A 21,432-nucleotide genomic window follows, 5' to 3' on the forward strand; every position below is an offset into this window, starting at 1 on the left:
TCTGGCAGTGCGGTTATTTTTCCCAACGGTCCTTCAACCCCACAGCCAGGTTGAACACCGGCGCGCCGGCCCGATGGTCCAGCCGATCGGCGACGAAGTAGCCGTGGCGCTCGAACTGGAACTTGTCGTCCGGTCTGGCGTTCGCGAGCGAGGGCTCGACGATGGCGGTCAGCACTTTCAGGCTGTCGGGGTTCAGGCTTTCGATGAAGTCCTTGCCGCCTGCGTCGGGCTGGGCGTCGAGGAACAGGCGGTCGTACATGCGCACTTCGGCGGGCACGCCGTCGGCCACGCCCACCCAGGTGATGGCGGCCCTGACCTTGACGCTGTCGGCGCCGGGGGTGCCGCTCTTGGTGTGGGGCTCCACGCGGGCCTGCACCTCGGTGATCTTGCCGGAGGCGTCCTTGGTGCAGCCGCTGCACTCGATGACGTAGCCGCCCTTCAGGCGCACCCTGTTTCCCTGGAGCGTTTCACCGCCAGCCCCTGGCCGGGGCGGATAAAGGCGTTTGTAGCCCTTGGGGGGGGTCTCTTCAAAGTCTTCGCGTTCGATCCATACCTCCTTGCCGAGGCGGAAGTGGCGCATGGGGTTGTCCACGCCTTCGGGGCGGGTGGGGCAGGGCGGGCAGGGTGCAGGGCTCCAGATGGCCTGCGCCCATGGCTTCGTCCCAGTTGCTGAGCACGAGTTTCACCGGGTTGAGAACGGCCATGCCGCGGTGCGCCTTGGACTCCAGGTCCTCGCGCAGGCAGCCTTCGAGCGTGCTGTAGTCGATCCAGCTGGCGCTCTTGCTCACGCCGATGCGTTCGGCAAACAGTTGCAGCGCGGCGGGGGTGTAGCCGCGGCGCCGCAGGCCGACGAGGGTGGGCATGCGCGGGTCGTCCCAGCCGCTGACCTTGTGGTCGTACACCAGTTGCGCCAGTTTGCGTTTGCTGGTGATGACGTAGGTGAGGTTCAGGCGTGCAAATTCGTATTGGCGCGGGGGCGGGCCGGGCAGCAGGCCGCCCATGGTGCGTCCGTCGGGGTGCTTCGTGGTTTCGCTCAGGCGCTCCAGCAGCCAGTCGTAGAAGGGGCGCTGGTCTTCGAATTCGAGCGTGCACAGGCTGTGGGTGATTTGTTCGAGCGCGTCCTCGATCGGGTGCGCGTAGGTGTACATGGGGTAGATGCACCAGGTGTCGCCCGTGTTGTGGTGCGTGGCGCGGCGGATGCGGTAGAGGGTCGGGTCGCGCATGTTGATGTTCGGACTGGCCATGTCGATCTTGGCGCGCAGCACCATGGAGCCGTCCTCGTGCAGGCCGTCGCGCATTTCGCGAAAGCGCGCCAGGTTTTCTGCCGGGCTGCGGCTGCGGAAGGGGCTGTTCACTCCGGGCCTGCCGAAGTCGCCCCGGTTGACGCGGATCTGCTCCACCGTCTGCTCGTCCACGTAGGCGTGTCCGGCCTCGATCAGGTATTCGGCCGCGCGGTACATGAAGCCAAAGTAGTCGCTCGCCTGGTAGGGCCGGTCGTTGCCTGGCTGGCGCCAGTCGAAACCCAGCCATTGCACCGCGTCGATGATGCTGTCGACGTATTGCGCGTCCTCTTTCTCGGGGTTGGTGTCGTCAAAGCGCAGGTGGCACACGCCGCCGTAGTCGCGCGCCAGGCCAAAGTTGATGCAGATGCTCTTCGCGTGGCCCACGTGCAGGTGGCCGTTGGGCTCGGGCGGGAAGCGGGTGCGGATCCGGGCGGGGTCGGGTTCGCCCCGGGCGTGGTGCGTGGCGTCGCCGGGCGATCCGGCCCAGCGGCGGCTGGCGTAGGTGCCCAGGTCCAGGTCGTGCTCGATGATCTGGCGCAGGAAGTTGCCGGGTTTGGCGGCTTCGGGGGCGGCTGCGCTCGCGGGGGCCGGTGTCGGGGTGCTCATCGGGCCATTTTAGGCGGCGGCTTGCCGGGCCCTCGGGCTCGCGGCCACCTTGCACGGGATCACTTCCATTGGGCTCCGCGCACCAGGGAAAACACGGGCAGGGCGTCGGATGCGCGGCGCATACAGTGCGCGTGCGCCGCCTTGCATGCGCGCGTGCATCGCATGCGCTCTGGCAGCGTCCACATACTTCCCCACTGTTTTTTTTGGAAAGCGATCCGTGATGCGCCAAGCCCCGGCAACCCTTCCTGGCCGACGATACCAAGGCCGCAGCGGACGGCCACTCGACTTCAGCGCGCTCGGCTTTGGCAGCGCTCCGCTGGGCAACCTGTATCGCCCGATCCCGAACCGCCAGGCGCTCGACACGCTGGAGGCCGCGTGGGCCGGCGGCGTGCGCTATTTCGACACCGCCCCGCTGTACGGCTACGGTCTCGCGGAGGTGCGCGTCGGGTCCTTTCTGCGCGAGAGGCCACGCGGCGACTTCCTGCTGTCCACGAAGGTGGGGCGCATCCTGCGCCGCACCGACGCGCAACACCGGGACGGGATCGGCAAGTTCTTCGACGTTCCTTCGCGGGAGGTGGTCTACGACTATTCCTACGACGGCGTGCTGCGCTGCTTCGAGACCAGCTTCGAGCGCCTCGGGCTCGATCGCGTGGACATTTCGCTTTGCCACGACATCGACATCTTTACCCATGGCAGCGCCGAAGCGAGCGCCCGGCGCACGCGCGAGTTCCTCGACGGCGGCTTGCGCGCGCTGTCCGAATTGCGCAGCCAGGGCGTGGTGGACGCGATCGGGATCGGCGTCAACGAGTGGCAGGTGTGCGAAACCGTGGCGCGCAACAGCGACGTCGATCTGTTCCTGCTGGCGGGCCGCTACACCCTGCTGGAGCAGGAGGCGTTGGACAGTTTCCTGCCCCTGTGCCAGAGCCGGGGCATGGGCGTGGTCATCGGGGGGCCCTTCAACTCCGGCGTGCTGGCCAGCGGCGCCAAGCCGGACGCCTGCTTCAACTACGCGCCGGCACCGGAGCCGGTGCTGCGGCGCGTGCGCGAGATCGAGCGCGTGTGCCAGGCGCACGGGGTCGCCCTGCGGGACGCGGCGTTGCAGTTTCCGCTCATGCATCCCGCCGTCGTGAGCGTCATTCCCGGCGCGATCACGGCCGAGGAGGTGCGCGGCAACGTTGCTTCCATGGCGGCACCGATTCCCGACGCGCTGTGGCAGGACCTGAGGCGCGAAGGCCTGTTGCGTGCGGACGCGCCGATCGCGCCGGTGCAGGATGTGGCCCGGGTGGATTGACGCGCACCCGCATGGCGGGTGTTCCGGGCGGGGGCGCGCGTGAGCCGTGATCGGCGGCGCGGGCCCGCACGGCAGGCCGCGCCTGGCGGTCTAGAATTCGCGCAGCCGGCGGATGAACGCCTGCTCCACCCCCGAGCTCCCATGCAAGACAAATACTTTCCCCATGACGTGGAACGCGCCGCGCACGCGCACTGGAGCGCGTGCGACGCCTACCGCGTGACGGAAGACGCCAGCCGCAAGAAGTTCTACGCCTGCTCGATGCTGCCCTACCCCAGCGGCAAGCTGCACATGGGGCATGTGCGCAACTACACCATCAACGACATGCTCACGCGCCAGCTGCGCATGAGCGGCTACAACGTGCTCATGCCCATGGGCTGGGACGCCTTCGGTCTGCCCGCCGAAAACGCGGCGCTCAAGAACGGCATGTCCCCGGCCCAATGGACGCGCGACAACATCGCGTACATGAAGCAGCAGATGCAGCCCCTGGGCCTGGCCATCGACTGGAGCCGCGAAGTCACCACCTGCGACCCCGCTTATTACAAGTGGAACCAGTGGCTGTTCCTGAGGATGCTCGAAAAGGGCATTGCCTACCGCAAGACCCAGGTCGTGAACTGGGACCCGGTGGACCAGACCGTGCTGGCCAACGAGCAGGTGATCGACGGCAAGGGCTGGCGCACCGGCGCACCGGTCGAGAAGCGCGAGATCCCGGGCTACTACCTGAGGATCACCGACTACGCCGAGGAACTGCTGGACTTCGTGACCGGCGACAAACTGCCCGGCTGGCCCGAGCGTGTGAAGCTGATGCAGGAAAACTGGATCGGCAAGAGCGAGGGCGTGCGCTTTGCCTTTACCCACGACGTTGCGGGCGACGATGGCGCGCCGATCGGCGGGGGCCGGATGTACGTGTTCACCACGCGCGCCGACACCATCATGGGCGTGACCTTTTGCGCCGTGGCGCCCGAGCACCCGCTGGCCGCGCACGCCGCGAGAACCTGCCCTGCGCTGGCCGCCTTCATCGAGGAGTGCCGGACCGGCGGCACCACCGAGGCCGAGCTCGCCACGCAGGAGAAAAAGGGCCTGCGCACCGGCTTGTCGGTCACGCACCCGCTGACCGGCGAGCCGGTCGAGGTCTGGGTCGGCAACTATGTGCTCATGGGCTACGGCGACGGCGCGGTGATGGGCGTGCCGGCGCACGACGAGCGCGACTTTGCGTTCGCGCTCAAGTACGGCATCGAGATCCGGCAGGTGGTGCTGGTCGATGGCGCGCATTTCGACTACCACCGGTGGCAGGACTGGTACGCCGACAAGCAGCGCGGCGTGACCATCAATTCCGACAGCTTCAGCGGCCTGAACCACAAGGACGCGGTGCACGCCGTGGCCCACGCGCTCGAGCAAAAGGGCCTGGGCGAGAAAAAAACCACCTGGCGCCTGCGCGACTGGGGCGTGAGCCGCCAGCGCTACTGGGGCACGCCGATCCCGATCATCCACTGCAGCGTGCATGGCGCCGTTCCGGTGCCCGAGAAGGACCTGCCCGTGGTGCTGCCGCAGGACTGCATCCCCGACGGCTCGGGCAACCCGTTGCAGCGGCATGAGGGCTTTCACGCCGGCGTCACCTGCCCGGTATGCGGCCAGGGCGCGCGCCGCGAGACCGACACCATGGACACCTTCGTCGACAGCGCCTGGTACTTCATGCGCTATTGCGACCCGAAGAACGACCAAGCCATGGTGACTGATAGCGCCAACTACTGGATGCCCATGGACCAGTACATCGGCGGCATAGAGCACGCCATCTTGCACCTGCTGTACGCGCGCTTTTGGACCAAGGTGATGCGCGACCTGGGCCTGGTGCAGGTCGATGAGCCCTTCACCCGGCTGCTCACGCAGGGCATGGTGCTCAACCATATCTACAGCCACCGCAGCGACAACGGCGGCCGGGACTACTTCTGGCCGCAGGATGTCGAGCATGTGCACGACGCGGCGGGCAAGATCGTTGGCGCCCGGCTGGTCCGCGCCGTGGGCGACCTGCCGGCGGGAGCGGCCATCGCCTACGAGGGCGTGGGCACCATGTCCAAGTCGAAAAACAACGGCGTCGATCCGAAGGACCTGATCGGCAAGTACGGCGCCGACACCGCCCGTCTGTACACCATATTCACCGCCCCGCCCGAGGCCACGCTCGAGTGGAACGACGCCGCCGTCGAAGGCAGCTACCGCTTTTTGCGCCGGGTGTGGAGCTTTGGCGCCCGGCTGTCTGCCACCGACGTGCAGGCGGCCGTGCCGGCCGGCGCCAGCGGAGCCCGGGATGCGGCGTTCGGCAAGGGCGCCAAGGCCCTGCGGCGCGAGATCCACCAGTTGCTCAGGCAGGTGGACTATGACTACCAGCGCATGCAGTACAACACCGTGGTTTCGGGCGCGATGAAGATGCTCAACGCGCTCGAAGACTTCCAGGCCAGCGACCCGGCCGATCCTCTGGCGCTGACCGAGGGTTTCGGCATTTTGCTGCGCTGCCTGTACCCGGTCACGCCGCACATCACGCACGGCCTGTGGAGCGGCCTGGGCTATGCGGCCGCACTCGGTGATCTGCTCGACGCACCCTGGCCGCAGGTGGACGCCCAGGCGCTGGTGCAGGACGAGATCGAACTCATGCTGCAGGTCAACGGCAAGCTGCGCGGCGCGATCCTGGTGCCCGCGCAGGCCGACAGGACCGCGATCGAGCGCATTGCCTTGGCCAGCCCGGTCTTTGCCGCGCAGGCCGCCGGGGCCGCGCCCAAGCGCGTGATCGTGGTGCCCGGACGCCTGGTGAATGTGGTGCTGAAATGAAATCCCCCCGAGTCGCCTGCGGCGGATCCCCGGGGTGTGCCCGTTCTCTCCGGTCGTGGGTGACGGAGCGCATGGATGCGTAAGCGGCGCGCATGGCTGTGCCTGGCCACCCTGGCCCTGCTGCTTCCCGCCTGTGGTTTTCGACCGCGGGGCGTGCCGGCGTTCAGTTTTGATTCGCTCTACATTGCGGCGCCCATGGGTTCGCCGTTCGCGCGGCAGTTGCAGCGGACGCTGGAGGGCGCGGGCACGCAGCTCAGGGTGCTGCGCGATCCGGCCGAGCTGCCGGGCGCGCAGGCCATTTTTGCCCTGCTGCAAGAGCAGCAGGAGCGCGTGGTCGTGGGGCTGAACGCGTCGGGCCAGGTGCGGGAGTTGCAGCTACGGCTGCGCATCCGCTTTCGCCTGCACACGCCTGCGGGCGGGGAGTTGATTCCCGAAACCGAGCTGCTGCAGCAGCGCGACATCAGCTACAACGAAAGCATCGCCCTGGCCAAGGAGGCCGAAGAGGCCCTGCTGTACCGCGACATGCGGACCGATCTGGTGCAGCAGCTCATGCGCCGCCTGGCGGCCGCCAGGCAGCCCTGACCCCTGGGGACGAGGGCGCGCGCATCAGCGTGCTCTTGCCAAACAGCGACTCCACCAGGTCCACGGCCAGTTCCGCCGTCCGGTTGCGCAGATCCAGCGCCGGGTTGAGCTCCACAATGTCCAGCGAGGCCAGCCGGCCGCTGTCGGCGATCATCTCCATGCACAGCTGCGCCTCGCGGTAGGTCGGACCGCCGGGCACCGTGGTGGCGACACCGGGCGCGATCTCGGGGTCCAGAAAATCCACGTCAAAGCTGACGTGCAGATGGAAATCGGCGTCCGAGGCGTCGAGCCCGGCCAATGCCTGCTGCATGGTCTGGCGCATGCCGACCTCGTCGATGTAGCGCATGTCGAAGACTTCCAGCCCCTGTTCATGCACCAGGCGCTTTTCGCCCGGGTCCACGCTGCGCACGCCGATCAGGCGGATCTGCTGCGGGCGCAGCGCCGGCGCGCCGCCGGGCAGGCTGGCCAGCTGCGTCAGCGCCCCCGGGCCCAAGCCGCACAGGCAGGCCAGCGGCATGCCATGCAGATTGCCGCTGGGCGTCAGGGCGCTGGTGTTGAAGTCGGCGTGGGCGTCGAGCCACAGCACGCGCAGCGGCTTGCCCAGCGCGGCGCAGTGGCGCGCCACGGCGCTGATGCTGCCCAGCCCCAGGCAATGGTCACCCCCGAGCAATATCGGCAGATGGCCCTGGTGCAACGCGGCGGACACCGCGTCGAACACGCTCTGGTTCCACTGCACCACCTCGGGCAGATGGCGGTAGCCCTGCACCGGCGTTTGCCAGGGATTCGCCGGGCCGCTCAGATTGCCCTGGTCGAGTACCCGCAGGCCATGGTTCTCCAGCGCCGTTTGCAGCCCGGCCACACGCAGGGCGTCCGGCCCCATGGCCGCGCCGCGTGCGCTGGCTCCGATATCGGTGGGGGCGCCGATGAGCGCGATCGGGCGGGTGGATGCTGCGCGGTGCTGGGTGCTGGGGTTCATGGCTTGGTCGGACTCTTTTGGCGGACGCTGTCCACGCCCGGATACGGATACTGCACCACGGTGGCGCTCGGGGTCGGATTCTCCAACGGCGCAGCACCCGGGCAAAGCGCGAAAGCCGTGCCATCGCCCCCGCAAACCCTGCTTTTTGCGCGCGGGACGTTTTGCCGGCCCCGATCGGAGCGGCGCTACACTTTGCCGCATGCAAGTCGCCCTGGACCAACTTTGCGCGCATCTTCAGCGGGGCTTGGCGCCGCTGTATGTGCTGCATGGCGACGAGCCGCTGCTGCAGCAAGAGGCGGCAGACGCGATCCGCGCCGCAGCCCGGTCCCGGGGCCACACCGAGCGCCATGTGTTCACCGTGTCGGGCGCGCACTTCGACTGGAGCGCGGTGCTCGCGGCCGGGGGCTCGCTGAGCCTGTTTGCCGAGCGGCAGATCGTCGAACTGCGCATCCCCACGGGCAAGCCCGGAAAGAACGGCAGCGCAGCCTTGCAGCAGCTGGCCCAATCGGCCCGGGGCAACGACAGCACCCTGACGCTGGTGCTGCTGCCGCGCCTGGACCGGGCCATGCGCGCCGGCGACTGGTTTGCCGCGCTTGCCGCCGAGGGCGCCGCGGTACAGATCGACCCCGTCGAGCGCGGCGCGCTGGCGCAATGGATCGCCCGGCGCCTGGCCGCCCAGGGCCAGCGCGTGCGGGCCGGCGAGGAAGGCCAGCGCACGCTGCAGTTCTTTGCCGACTGCATCGAAGGCAACCTGCTCGCCGCCCACCAGGAAATCCAGAAGCTGGCGCTGCTGCACCCGGCCGGCGAGCTGACGCAGGCCCAGGTCGAAGCCGCGGTGCTCGACGTGGCGCGCTACGACGCGTTCCAGCTGTCCGAAGCCGTGCTCGCCGGGCAGACCGCCCGCGTGCAGCGCATTCTCGATGGCTTGCAGGCCGAAGGCGTGTCCGAGGTGCTGGTGCACTGGGTGCTGGCCGAAGACATCCGCGCGCTCTGGCGCGTGAAAGGCGCGCTGAGCGCCGGCCACCCGCTGCCGATGGCGCTGCGCGAGAACCGCATCTGGGGCCCCAAGGAGCGGCTGTTCGAGCGCATCCTGCCCCAGGCCAGCGCCGCGGCACTGGCCCGGCTGCTGCAATCGGCGCACACCGTCGACGGCATCGTCAAGGGCCTGAAGCTGCCCGACTGGCCCGCCAACAGCTGGCTCGCGCTGCAACGGCTGGCGCTGCAACTGTGCCGGCTGACGCAGGCTGCGCGCTGACCGGATCTGACCGCCTGTCGGGCCGCGCCTGGTGGGCCATTGGTGGGCCATCTGCGGCACAATCGCCCGATGGACACGCTGCACTTGGCTGAACACATGCGCACCCTCGGCCACCAGGCCCGGGCCGCCGCTGCGCTGATGGCCAGGGCGCCGGCGGCCAGCAGGAACCGGGCGCTGACGGCGCTGGCCCGGCGCTTGCGCGACAACACCCCGGCGCTCCAGACCGAGAACGCCCGCGACCTGGAGCAGGCCCACGCCGCCGGCTTGGCCGCGCCCATGGTCGATCGCCTGAAGCTCGGCCCCCAGGTGCTGGAAACCTGCGCCCAGGGGTGCGAACAGCTGGCGGCCATGCCCGACATCATCGGCGAGGTTCTGGGCCTCAAGCAGCAGCCCAGCGGAATCCGCGTGGGCCGGATGCGCGTGCCGATCGGCGTGTTCGGCATGGTCTACGAGAGCCGCCCGAACGTGACCGTGGAGGCCGCCAGCCTGATGATCAAAAGCGGCAACGCCTGCATTTTGCGCGGTGGCTCCGAGGCCATGGCCTCGAACCAGGCGCTGGTCCGGCTGGTGCAGCAGGCGCTCGCCGAGGCCGGTCTGCCGCCAGACGCGGTGCAACTGGTGCAGACCACCGACCGCGCCGCCGTGGGCCAACTCATCGCCATGCCCGAGTTCGTCGATCTGATCATCCCGCGCGGCGGCAAGGGGCTGATCGAGCGCGTCAGCCGCGATGCCCGGGTGCCGGTGATCAAGCACCTCGACGGCAACTGCCACACCTATGTGGACGCCCCCTGCGACGTGGCCATGGCCGTGAAAGTGGCGGACAACGCCAAGACCCACAAATACAGCCCCTGCAATGCCAGCGAGGGCCTGCTGGTGGCCAGGCCCGTGGCCGCCGAGTTTCTGCCCCGGATCGGCGCCGTGTACGCCGCCAAGGGCGTGGAAATGCGCGCCTGTCCCGAGGCGCTGGCGATTTTGGCCGCTGTGGCCGGCGCCAAACTGGTGCCCGCGACCGAGCAGGACTGGTCCGAGGAATACCTCGCGCCCATCATCAGCGTGAAGGTAGTGGACGGTGTGGACGCGGCCATTGCCCATATCAACCACTATTCCAGCCACCACACCGACGCCATCCTGACCACGCACCACGGGAACGCCCAGCGCTTTTTGCGCGAGGTCGATTCGGCCAGCGTGCTGGTGAATGCCAGCACGCGCTTTGCCGACGGCTTCGAGTACGGGCTGGGCGCAGAAATCGGCATCAGCACCGACAAGCTCCACGCGCGCGGACCGGTGGGCATCGAGGGGCTGACCTCGCTCAAGTACGTGGTGCTGGGCGAGGGCGAAGTCCGCAGTTGATGCCAAGGTACGCGGGGCGGGCAAGCGCATGGCCCGCTGTAACTGCCCAACCCCTGAGCGCATCCAGGCACGCAGTGACTGAACCCTGAGTCCCTACAATCGGGCGCCGGCGTTTCCCGAGGGCTCTTATGGTTCCGCATCTCATCACGGCCCTGACCGGGCCGATCAACGAATTCGAACAGCGCATTCTTGACGCGATGCCCGCGATCGAACGCTGGTTCCGGCTGGAATGGATGGAGCACACACCGCCGTTCTATACCTCGGTCGATATCCGCAACGCGGGCTTCAAGCTGGCGCCGGTGGACAGCAACCTGTTTCCGGGGGGCTGGAACCACCTCAGCACCGAAATGCTGCCCTTGGCGGTGCAGGCGGCGATGGCGGCCATCGAAAAGATCTGCCCCGAGGCGCGCAACCTGCTGATCATTCCCGAGAACCTCACGCGCAACACCTTTTATCTGGCCAACGTGGCGCAGCTGGTGCGCATCTTCAACATGGCGGGCCTGAACGTGCGCGTGGGCTCGATCAACCCCGCGATCAAGAAGCCGACGCGGGTCGCGCTGCCCAATGGTGACGCCATCACCCTGGAGCCCGTGGTGCGCAGCAGGCGCCGCCTGGGCCTGAAGGACTTCGACCCCTGCACCATCTTGCTGAACAACGATTTGTCGGCGGGGGTTCCGGGCATTCTGGAAGAGATTTACGAGCAGTACCTGCTGCCCCCGTTGCACGCCGGCTGGAGCGTGCGCCGCAAGAGCACGCATTTCAAGAACTACGAGGCAGTGGCCAAGCGCTTTGGCAAGATGCTGGGCATCGACCCCTGGCTCATCAACCCCCTGTACGACCAGTGCACCGGGGCGCAACTGGGCGCGGGCCCGGGCATGGAGCCGTTGCAGACCTGCGTGGACGCCCTGCTGGCCAAGATGCGCCGCAAGTACAAGGAATACGGAATCGACGAGAAGCCCTTCGTCATCGTCAAGGCGGACGACAGCAAGGCCAGCGTGGGCATCCTGACGGTGCGCGACGCCAAGGATCTGGATGCGCTCAAGCGCAGGGCGCGCAAGGCGCTGATCGGGGGGGACGGCCAGCCGGGCAGCGACCTCATCATCCAGGAGGGCGTGCTGACGCAGGAGCGGGTGCACGACGCCGTGGCCGAGCCCGTGGTCTACATGGTGGACCGCTACGTGGTGGGCGGCTTCTACCGCATGCACGCCGAGCGGGGCACGGACGAGAGCCTGAACACCCCGGGCGCGGGCTTTGTGCCGCTGGCCTTCGAGCACAGCGTGCACATGACCCAGCCCGGCGTGCGCCCCGGCGCGAGCGCGCCCAATCGCTTCTACATGTACGGCGTGGTCGCGCGCCTGGCCATGCTCGCGGCGAGCTACGAACTGGAGGCGACGAATCCGGACGCCGAGGTGTATTAGGTCCCCCCTGAGCCGCTGCGCGTCTTCCCCCCCAGAGGGACGCCAGCAGCGGCCCGGCGAAACCGGCTCCGCGCGCTGGCCGCTGGTTTCATGCACCGGGGCGCGTGCAGCAGCGCAGTCAAGCGGTCAGTTGTTGCACCGCAACATGGAGCATCCCCTCGGACGCCTGCTGCGGAGCGGGTGCAGCGCGGGCGCACAATAGCGCTCCCTAAAAAGTAACGGAACCCCGCCAGGCTCAGTGCGCGGGGATGGTCAGTGCAAAACTCCAAGTCATCGCTCGTGGTGCTCACGCTGGGCGCCGTTGGTGTCGTCTACGGCGATATCGGCACCAGCGTGCTGTACGCCGTCAAGGAGGTCTTCGGGTCCGGCCACGTGCCGTTCACCGAGACCAACGTCTACGGCATCCTCTCGATCTTCTTCTGGACGCTGACGCTCATCGTCTCGCTCAAGTACGTGGTGCTGGTGCTGCGCGCCGACAACCACGGAGAAGGCGGTCTGATCGCCATGCTGGCGCTGGCCTCGCAGGCCGTCAAGGACAAACCCCGCCTGCGGGCAACGCTGCTCGCAGTGGGCATCTTCGGCACCTCGCTGTTTTATGGCGACGGCGTCATCACCCCGGCGATTTCGGTGCTCTCGGCCGTCGAGGGGCTGGAGGTGATGTCGATCCACTCCAAGCGGTTCGTGATCCCGATCACGCTGGTGGTGCTGTTCTGCCTGTTCGCCGTGCAAAAACGCGGCACCGGTGGCATCGGCAAATTCTTCGGTCCCATCACCCTGGTGTGGTTCATCACCATTGCCCTGCTCGGCGTCTCGCACATCGTCGGACACCCCGAGATTCTGTGGGCCCTGAGCCCGTACCATGCGCTGAGCTTCATGTTCGCCCATCCGGGGACCAGCTTCATCATCCTGGGGGCCGTGGTTCTGTGCGTCACGGGCGCCGAGGCGCTGTACGCCGACCTGGGCCATTTCGGCAAGCGGCCCATCCGCCTGGCCTGGTTTGCCGTGGTCATGCCCGCGCTCACGCTGAACTACTTTGGTCAGGGGGCGCTGCTGCTCGTCGAGCCCGAGGCGATCCAGAACCCGTTCTACATGATGGCGCCCGACTGGGCGCTGATCCCGCTGGTGGTGCTGGCCACCATGGCCACGGTGATCGCCTCGCAGGCGCTGATCACCGGCGCGTTCAGCGTGACCAAGCAGGCGATCCAACTGGGCTACCTGCCGCGCCTGAACATCCAGCACACCAGCGTGCGCGACACGGGTCAGATCTACATACCGCTGGTCAACTGGGGGCTGTTCGTGAGCATCGTGCTGGCGGTGGTGATGTTCCGTTCGTCGAGCAACCTGGCTGCGGCCTACGGGATCGCCGTGACGCTGGACATGCTGATCACCACCACGCTGACCTTCTACGTGATCCGCTACGGCTGGGGCTACCCGCTGGCGCTGTGCGTCGCGGCCACCGGCTGCTTTGCCGTGGTGGACCTGGCGTTCTTTGCCTCCAACCTGCTCAAGCTGTTCCAGGGGGGCTGGTTTCCGCTCCTGATCGGTGGCATCGTGTTCTCCCTGATGATGACCTGGAAGGAAGGGCGCAGGCTGCTCAACGAGAAACTGCGTGCCGACGCCATCGACCTCAAGGCCTTTCTGGAGTCGGTCTTCATCAACCCGCCCACGCGCGTCGAGGGGACCGCCGTCTTTCTGACCGCCGAAACCGGTGCCGTGCCGAATGCGCTGCTGCACAACCTCAAGCACAACAAGGTGCTGCACCAGCAGAACCTGTTCGTCACCGTGCACAACCACGAAATCCCCTGGATCGGGCTGGACAAGAGGCTGCAGGTCGAGCCCCTGGGCCATGACTGCTGGCAGGTCATGATCCACTACGGATTCAAGAACGACCCGGACCTGCCGCGCGCGCTCGACCTGCTGCGCGGGCGCGGCTGCGAACTCGAACCCATGAGCACCAGCTACTTCCTGTCGCGCGATACCGTCATTCCCACCATCGGCAGCGGCATGGCCCCCTGGCGCGAAAAACTGTTTGCCCAGATGCACCACAACGCCAGCGGCGCCGCCGACTTCCTGCGCCTGCCGAACAACGCCGTGGTCGAACTGGGCTCGAAGATCGAAATCTGATTGCCACACCGGGCGATGCCAGAATCCTGCCCATGCAATTTTTCAAAGACCTGAGCCTCTCGACATTCGTCGCCGGGTTTGTTGCGGTGCTCGTGGGCTTTACCAGTTCGGTGGCCATCGTATTCCAGGCCGCGCAGGCGTTCGGCGCCACGCCGGCGCAGATCAGTTCCTGGCTGTGGGCGCTGGGTCTGGGAATGGGGCTGTGCTCGCTGGGGCCTTCACTGCTGCTGCGGCAGCCCGTCATGGTGGCCTGGTCCACGCCCGGCGCCGCCGTACTGGCAACGGCCGGGCTGGTGGGCGGCTTCAGCATGGGCGAAGCCATTGGCGCGTTCATGCTGAGCGCGGCGCTCATGATCCTGGCGGGAATCACCGGCTGGTTCGAGCGCGTGATGAACCGCATCCCCATGGAAATTGCCGCGGCGCTGCTCGCCGGCGTGCTGGCCCGGTTCGGCCTGCAGGCGTTCAGCGCCGCCCAGACGGCGCTGCCGCTGGTGCTCCTGATGCTCATGGCCTATCTGCTCAGCCGCAGGCTGGCGGCGCGCTACGCCGTGGTCATCACGCTCGTCGTCGCCGTGGTGTTCGTCGCCCTGCAAGGTCAGATGGTCTGGTCCGCAGTGCCCCTGGAACTGGCGATGCCGGTTTTCACGGCGCCCCGGTTCAGCGTGGCGGCCGCGGTCAGCCTGGCGATTCCGCTGTTCGTCGTCACCATGGCGTCGCAGAACCTGCCCGGTGTGGCGGTGATCCGTGCGTCGGGCTACGACATGCCCGTGTCGCGGCTCATCACGCTCACCGGTCTGGCGACCCTGGTGCTGGCGCCCTTTGGCGCCTTTGCGCTGAACTTCGGCGCCATCACGGCAGCCATGTGCATGGGACCCGAAGCGCACGAGGACCGCAGCCGGCGCTACACGGCGACGGTATCGTTCGGCGTTTTCTATGTGGCGATCGGGCTTTTCGGTGCCGTGATCACCGGACTGCTCACCGCGTTTCCCCGGGAACTGGTGGCGGCCATCGCGGGCCTGGCGCTGTTGGGCAGCATCGGCAATGGTCTGGCCAGCGCATTGCGCGACGAGCCGTACCGCGAAGCCGCGCTCATCACCTTTCTGGTGACTCTCAGCGGCGTGGTCATTGCCGGCGTGGGGGCCGCATTCTGGGGCGTGGTCTGCGGCAGCATTGCACTGTTTGTGCAACAGTACCGGCGTTCGCGGGCCGGGGGTGGGTAGATCGGCTTCGGACGCATACCCTTTCTGATCCGAGACCATGAAACTGCTCTTCATCGCCGATCCCCTGCAAAGCTTCAAGATCTGCAAGGACACCACGTTTGCCATGATGCGCACGGCGCAGCAGCGCACGCACACCCTCACGGTGTGCGAGGTGCGGCACATCACATGGCAACGCGGCAGCCCCGTCAGCGCGCAGGTGCGGGACATCCAACTCACCGGCGACCCCATCCATTGGTACGCGGCCGCAACGCAGCGCAGCGCCATGCTGGCGGACTTTGACGCGGTGCTCATGCGCAAGGACCCGCCTTTCGACAGCGAGTACTTCTACGCCACGCACCTGCTGGAGCAGGCCGAGCGTGACGGCGCTCGGGTGTTCAACAGGCCGCGGGCCCTGCGCGATCACCCGGAAAAGCTGGCGATCATGGAATTTCCCCAGTTCATCGGCCCCACACTGGTGACGCGCGAGGCAGCGGACATCCAGCGCTTTCACGCCGAGCACCAGGACATCATCCTCAAGCCACTCGACGGCATGGGAGGCATGGGAATCTTTCGCGTGGGGCCCGACGGCCTGAATCTGGGCAGCATCACCGAGACCCTGAACCGCCATGGCGCCCAGAGCGTGATGGTGCAGAAATTCCTGCCGGAGATCGTCGAAGGGGACAAACGCGTCCTCATCATTGGCGGCAAGCCCGTGCCCTTCTGCCTTGCCCGCATCCCCCAGGGCAGCGAAGTGCGCGGCAACTTGGCGGCCGGAGGCAAGGGCGTTGCAAGGCCGCTGTCCGCACGCGACCGGGAGATCGGAGAAGCCCTGGGTCCGGTGCTGCACGAGCGCGGCTTGCTGCTGACGGGGATTGACGTGATAGGCGACTGCGTGACCGAGATCAACGTCACCAGCCCGACCTGCTTTCAGGAGATCTTTGACCAGACGGGTTGCGACGCCGCCTCCCTGTTCATCGACGCCCTGGAGGCTGCGGTGGCTTCGCTGCGCCGCTGAATTTTTTCAGTCTCTTGGACTCCCCGATCGAATCCGGTGTATGATCGCGGGCTTCGCTCAGGGGAAGGGCTCCGAAGCTGTCGCAAGCGGTGAGCCCGGAACTGACTGAAGAGTAAAGTCAGAAAAAGTTTGACGCTTCTTCAGGAATTGCGCTAGAATCTGCGGCTTGGCCGATCGAGGCTGAGTTGGAAGGCAAGGAAACCCCGAGGGGCGGCCTTGCAATCCGGATCATTAAAAATAAACAGCCGATAAGCGTGGGCGTTTGATGGCGAATGCCAAGTTCCAAGGAACTGGCGCCCGGGTGAGAACCTGGGGGCCGCAAATGCTCATGAGACAGAAGTGAAGATTCACTTTGATTCTTTTGAGTAGCCCGCAAGGGCAAGAGAAGACGAGATTGAACTGAAGAGTTTGATCCTGGCTCAGATTGAACGCTGGCGGCATGCCTTACACATGCAAGTCGAACGGTAACAGGTCTTCGGACGCTGACGAGTGGCGAACGGGTGAGTAAAACATCGGAACGTGCCCGATCGAGGGGGATAACGGAGCGAAAGCTTTGCTAATACCGCATAAGATCTGAGGATGAAAGCAGGGGACCGCAAGGCCTTGCGCGGACGGAGCGGCCGATGGCAGATTAGGTAGTTGGTGGGGTAAAGGCCTACCAAGCCGACGATCTGTAGCTGGTCTGAGAGGACGACCAGCCACACTGGGACTGAGACACGGCCCAGACTCCTACGGGAGGCAGCAGTGGGGAATTTTGGACAATGGGCGCAAGCCTGATCCAGCCATGCCGCGTGCAGGATGAAGGCCTTCGGGTTGTAAACTGCTTTTGTACGGAACGAAAGGGTCCTGATGAATAATTGGGGCAGATGACGGTACCGTAAGAATAAGCACCGGCTAACTACGTGCCAGCAGCCGCGGTAATACGTAGGGTGCGAGCGTTAATCGGAATTACTGGGCGTAAAGCGTGCGCAGGCGGTCATGCAAGACAGATGTGAAATCCCTGGGCTCAACCTGGGAACTGCATATGTGACTGTATGGCTGGAGTACGGCAGAGGGGGATGGAATTCCGCGTGTAGCAGTGAAATGCGTAGATATGCGGAGGAACACCGATGGCGAAGGCAATCCCCTGGGCCTGTACTGACGCTCAAGCACGAAAGCGTGGGGAGCAAACAGGATTAGATACCCTGGTAGTCCACGCCCTAAACGATGTCAACTGGTTGTTGGGTCTTGACTGACTCAGTAACGAAGCTAACGCGTGAAGTTGACCGCCTGGGGAGTACGGCCGCAAGGTTGAAACTCAAAGGAATTGACGGGGACCCGCACAAGCGGTGGATGATGTGGTTTAATTCGATGCAACGCGAAGAACCTTACCCACCTTTGACATGTACGGAAGACTCCAGAGATGGAGAGGTGCTCGAAAGAGAGCCGTAACACAGGTGCTGCATGGCTGTCGTCAGCTCGTGTCGTGAGATGTTGGGTTAAGTCCCGCAACGAGCGCAACCCTTGTCATTAGTTGCTACATTAAGATGGGCACTCTAATGAGACTGCCGGTGACAAGCCGGAGGAAGGTGGGGATGACGTCAAGTCCTCATGGCCCTTATAGGTGGGGCTACACACGTCATACAATGGCTGGTACAGAGGGAAGCCAACCCGCGAGGGGGAGCCAATCCCAAAAAGCCAGTCGTAGTCCGGATCGCAGTCTGCAACTCGACTGCGTGAAGTCGGAATCGCTAGTAATCGCGGATCAGAACGTCGCGGTGAATACGTTCCCGGGTCTTGTACACACCGCCCGTCACACCATGGGAGCGGGTTCTGCCAGAAGTAGTTAGCCTAACCGCAAGGAGGGCGATTACCACGGCAGGGTTCGTGACTGGGGTGAAGTCGTAACAAGGTAGCCGTATCGGAAGGTGCGGCTGGATCACCTCCTTTCTGGGAAGAAAGCATTCAAGATTGAACGTCCACACTCATCGGTTGTAGGAGGGAAGGTTGGCGCGAGCCGACGGGGGTCTGTAGCTCAGCTGGTCAGAGCACCGTCTTGATAAGGCGGGGGTCGTTGGTTCGAGCCCAACTAGACCCACCAAGAGGCGGAGCGGGCAACCGAGGCAGGCACGGAAAGAAGGGGGATTAGCTCAGCTGGGAGAGCACCTGCTTTGCAAGCAGGGGGTCGTCGGTTCGATCCCGTCATCCTCCACCAAGTGCAGTGGGAAAGGCATTCAACACCGAAGCGGCTTCGAGAGAGGCTGCTTCGTTGTTGATCGACATCAAGCGATCAATCGGCTGTTCCTTAAAAATTCATAGAGTCGAAATCAGAGTCGCCGGCGAGGACCGCGAAGCCGTAAGAGGTGGAAGCGGGATGGCTGGCGACGAGAAATTTTGATTGCGTCAAAACGAATATTCAAACTTGGTTTGAAATTCAAGTAAACGATGAAGGATCGAAAGATCCGGAGTCGCATTACGGCATAACGCGCCAGGTGAAAGACCTGGCAGGTCCTTGAAGAAGACGGAGGCGGCTCGAAAGAGACGTCAAAGTTATAGGGTCAAGTGACTAAGAGCATGTGGTGGATGCCTTGGCGATTACAGGCGAAGAAAGACGTGATAGCCTGCGAAAAGCTTCGGGGAGCTGGCAAAAGAGCTGAGATCCGGAGATATCTGAATGGGGAAACCCACCTTGAAAGAGGTATCGCATGCTGAATAAATAGGCATGCGAGGCGAACCGGGCGAACTGAAACATCTAAGTAGCCCGAGGAAAAGAAATCAACCGAGATTCCGAGAGTAGTGGCGAGCGAAATTGGAAGAGCCTTCCAGAGATAGCAAGACAGTTAGAAGAACGGGATGGAAAGCCCGGCCATAGAAGGTGATAGCCCTGTAGACGAAAACTGGAGTGTGGTACTGAGCTGGAGAAAAGTAGGGCGGGACACGAGAAATCCTGTCTGAAGATGGGGGGACCATCCTCCAAGGCTAAATACTCGTAATCGACCGATAGTGAACAAGTACCGTGAGGGAAAGGCGAAAAGAACCCCGGGAGGGGAGTGAAATAGATCCTGAAACCGCATGCTTACAAAAAGTAGGAGCCCTGAGAGGGGTGACTGCGTACCTTTTGTATAATGGGTCAGCGACTTACATTCAGTGGCAAGGTTAACCGAATAGGGAAGCCGAAGAGAAATCGAGTCCGAAGAGGGCGAAGAAGTCGCTGGGTGTAGACCCGAAACCAAGTGATCTATCCATGGCCAGGATGAAGGTGCCGTAACAGGTACTGGAGGTCCGAACCCACTAGTGTTGCAAAACTAGGGGATGAGCTGTGGATAGGGGTGAAAGGCTAATCAAACTTGGAAATAGCTGGTTCTCTCCGAAAACTATTTAGGTAGTGCCTCAAGTATTGGCTGCGGGGGTAGAGCACTGTTTAGGCTAGGGGGTCATGGCGACTTACCAAACCTATGCAAACTCCGAATACCGCAGAGCAGAGCTTGGGAGACAGAGCACCGGGTGCTAACGTCCGGACTCAAGAGGGAAACAACCCAGACCGCCAGCTAAGGTCCCTAAAATTGGCTAAGTGGGAAACGAAGTGGGAAGGCAAAGACAGTCAGGATGTTGGCTTAGAAGCAGCCATCATTTAAAGAAAGCGTAACAGCTCACTGATCGAGTCGTCCTGCGCGGAAGATGTAACGGGGCTCAAGCCAGTTACCGAAGCTGCGGATTTGCGAGGAATCGCAAGTGGTAGGAGAGCGTTCTGTAGGCCTGAGAAGGTGTCTGGAGACGGATGCTGGAGGTATCAGAAGTGCGAATGCTGACATGAGTAGCGTGAAAGGGGGTGAAAAGCCCCCTCGCCGTAAGCGCAAGGTTTTCTACGCAACGTTCATCGGCGTAGAGTGAGTCGGCCCCTAAGGCGAGGCAGAGATGCGTAGCTGATGGGAAACAGGTGAACATTCCTGTACCGAAGTGTAGTGCGATGTGGGGACGGAGAAGGTTAGCTCGGCCAACGGATGGAAGAGTTGGTTCAAGCCGGTAGTCGTGCCCGGAAGGCAAATCCGCCGGGCTGAGATGAGGGGTGATAACGAGTCTGCAAGCAGACGAAGCGAGTAATACCCTGCTTCCAGGAAAAGCCACTAAGCTCCAGCTACACGCGACCGTACCGCAAACCGACACAGGTGCGCGAGATGAGTATTCTAAGGCGCTTGAGAGAACTCAGGAGAAGGAACTCGGCAAATTGATACCGTAACTTCGGGAGAAGGTATGCCCTGAGTAGGTGAACTCGAACAGAGGGAGCCGGAAGGGGTTGCAAAAAATCGGTGGCTGCGACTGTTTAATAAAAACACAGCACTCTGCAAACACGAAAGTGGAAGTATAGGGTGTGACGCCTGCCCGGTGCTGGAAGATTAAATGATGGGGTGCAAGCTCTTGATTGAAGTCCCAGTAAACGGCGGCCGTAACTATAACGGTCCTAAGGTAGCGAAATTCCTTGTCGGGTAAGTTCCGACCTGCACGAATGGCGTAACGATGGCCACACTGTCTCCTCCTGAGACTCAGCGAAGTTGAAATGTTTGTGATGATGCAATCTCCCCGCGGAAAGACGGAAAGACCCCATGAACCTTTACTGTAGCTTTGTATTGGACTTTGAACAGATCTGTGTAGGATAGGTGGGAGGCGAAGAAGTGCAGTCGTCAGATTGTATGGAGCCGACGTTGAAATACCACCCTGGTGTGTTTGAGGTTCTAACCTTGGTCCATGAAACTGGATCGGGGACAGTGCATGGTAGGCAGTTTGACTGGGGCGGTCTCCTCCCAAAGCGTAACGGAGGAGTTCGAAGGTACGCTAGTTACGGACGGAAATCGTGACGATAGTGCAATGGCAAAAGCGTGCTTGACTGCGAGACTGACAAGTCGAGCAGGTGCGAAAGCAGGACATAGTGATCCGGTGGTTCTGAATGGAAGGGCCATCGCTCAACGGATAAAAGGTACTCTGGGGATAACAGGCTGATACCGCCCAAGAGTTCATATCGACGGCGGTGTTTGGCACCTCGATGTCGGCTCATCTCATCCTGGGGCTGTAGCCGGTCCCAAGGGTATGGCTGTTCGCCATTTAAAGAGGTACGTGAGCTGGGTTTAAAACGTCGTGAGACAGTTTGGTCCCTATCTTCCGTGGGCGTTGCAGATTTGAGGAATGCTGCTCCTAGTACGAGAGGACCGGAGTGGACACACCTCTGGTGTATCGGTTGTCACGCCAGTGGCATGGCCGAGTAGCCAAGTGTGGAAGAGATAACCGCTGAAAGCATCTAAGCGGGAAACTCGTTTCAAGATGAGATCTGCCGGGGCCTTGAGCCCCCTGAAGAGTCGTTCAAGACCAGGACGTTGATAGGCAGGGTGTGCAAGCGCAGCAATGCGTTGAGCTAACCTGTACTAATTGCTCGTGCGGCTTGACCCTATAACTTTGATGGACTCGGAGCCGTCAAGGACAGGATAGTTATGCCATGTGGACGCAGTCAAAATACAAAATCTGATTCCAGACTCTATGAATGCGTC

At 63.8% G+C, this 21,432-nt stretch carries 10 protein-coding genes, 2 tRNA genes, 2 rRNA genes and 1 pseudogene; 13 read left to right on the forward strand and 2 right to left on the reverse strand.

The window, feature by feature from the left end; genetic code table 11:
• Positions 1-13 precede the first annotated feature (13 nt).
• A pseudogene (locus tag D5041_RS08165) lies at positions 14-1,889 on the reverse strand (glutamine--tRNA ligase/YqeY domain fusion protein).
• Positions 1,890-2,109: 220 nt separating this feature from the next.
• Here D5041_RS08165 and D5041_RS08170 point away from each other — a divergent pair.
• From D5041_RS08170 to D5041_RS08180, 3 genes are all read left to right on the forward strand, one after another.
• Positions 2,110-3,180, forward strand: a complete 1,071-nt coding sequence (locus D5041_RS08170) for an aldo/keto reductase (RefSeq protein WP_265284408.1) — start codon at positions 2,110-2,112, stop codon at positions 3,178-3,180.
• Between the two features lie 141 nt (positions 3,181-3,321).
• Positions 3,322-5,997, forward strand: a complete 2,676-nt coding sequence (gene leuS / locus D5041_RS08175; protein ID WP_265257755.1) for a leucine--tRNA ligase — start codon at positions 3,322-3,324, stop codon at positions 5,995-5,997.
• 75 nt (positions 5,998-6,072) lie between these two features.
• Entirely contained in the window at positions 6,073-6,579 is a 507-nt protein-coding gene (locus D5041_RS08180; protein WP_265257754.1) for an LPS-assembly lipoprotein LptE, read from the forward strand.
• On the opposite strand, the gene rocF is transcribed toward D5041_RS08180, so the two are convergent.
• Entirely contained in the window at positions 6,545-7,555 is a 1,011-nt protein-coding gene (gene rocF / locus D5041_RS08185; protein ID WP_265284329.1) for an arginase, read from the reverse strand. The genes D5041_RS08180 and rocF overlap by 35 nt on opposite strands.
• Positions 7,556-7,754: 199 nt before the next feature.
• Between rocF and holA the strand changes: the two genes are divergently transcribed.
• From holA to D5041_RS08235, 10 genes are all read left to right on the forward strand, one after another.
• Positions 7,755-8,810 (forward strand): DNA polymerase III subunit delta, encoded by a 1,056-nt coding sequence (gene holA / locus D5041_RS08190; protein WP_265283247.1) that lies wholly within the window; start codon positions 7,755-7,757, stop codon positions 8,808-8,810.
• Positions 8,811-8,879: 69 nt separating this feature from the next.
• On the forward strand, positions 8,880-10,160 hold the full coding sequence (locus D5041_RS08195) for a glutamate-5-semialdehyde dehydrogenase (protein WP_265284330.1): 1,281 nt from the start codon (positions 8,880-8,882) through the stop codon (positions 10,158-10,160).
• A gap of 128 nt (positions 10,161-10,288) precedes the next feature.
• A complete protein-coding gene (gshA, locus tag D5041_RS08200; protein WP_265284332.1) occupies positions 10,289-11,578 on the forward strand; it encodes a glutamate--cysteine ligase in 1,290 nt (429 codons plus the stop codon).
• A gap of 255 nt (positions 11,579-11,833) precedes the next feature.
• A complete protein-coding gene (locus D5041_RS08205) occupies positions 11,834-13,702 on the forward strand; it encodes a potassium transporter Kup (RefSeq protein ID WP_265284333.1) in 1,869 nt (622 codons plus the stop codon).
• 32 nt (positions 13,703-13,734) lie between these two features.
• On the forward strand, positions 13,735-14,922 hold the full coding sequence (locus D5041_RS08210; protein ID WP_265284334.1) for a benzoate/H(+) symporter BenE family transporter: 1,188 nt from the start codon (positions 13,735-13,737) through the stop codon (positions 14,920-14,922).
• A gap of 37 nt (positions 14,923-14,959) precedes the next feature.
• On the forward strand, positions 14,960-15,916 hold the full coding sequence (gshB, locus tag D5041_RS08215) for a glutathione synthase (RefSeq protein WP_265284336.1): 957 nt from the start codon (positions 14,960-14,962) through the stop codon (positions 15,914-15,916).
• A gap of 396 nt (positions 15,917-16,312) precedes the next feature.
• Positions 16,313-17,845, forward strand: a 16S ribosomal RNA gene (locus D5041_RS08220).
• Positions 17,846-17,919: 74 nt separating this feature from the next.
• Positions 17,920-17,996, forward strand: a tRNA-Ile gene (locus tag D5041_RS08225).
• 38 nt (positions 17,997-18,034) lie between these two features.
• A tRNA-Ala gene (locus D5041_RS08230) sits at positions 18,035-18,110 on the forward strand.
• A gap of 341 nt (positions 18,111-18,451) precedes the next feature.
• Positions 18,452-21,334, forward strand: a 23S ribosomal RNA gene (locus D5041_RS08235).
• The 16S and 23S rRNA genes sit together here with 2 tRNA genes alongside, the layout of an rRNA operon.
• Positions 21,335-21,432: the final 98 nt, after the last annotated feature.

The organism is Verminephrobacter aporrectodeae subsp. tuberculatae (genome assembly GCF_026127385.1).
Lineage (GTDB): Bacteria > Pseudomonadota > Gammaproteobacteria > Burkholderiales > Burkholderiaceae_C > Acidovorax > Acidovorax aporrectodeae.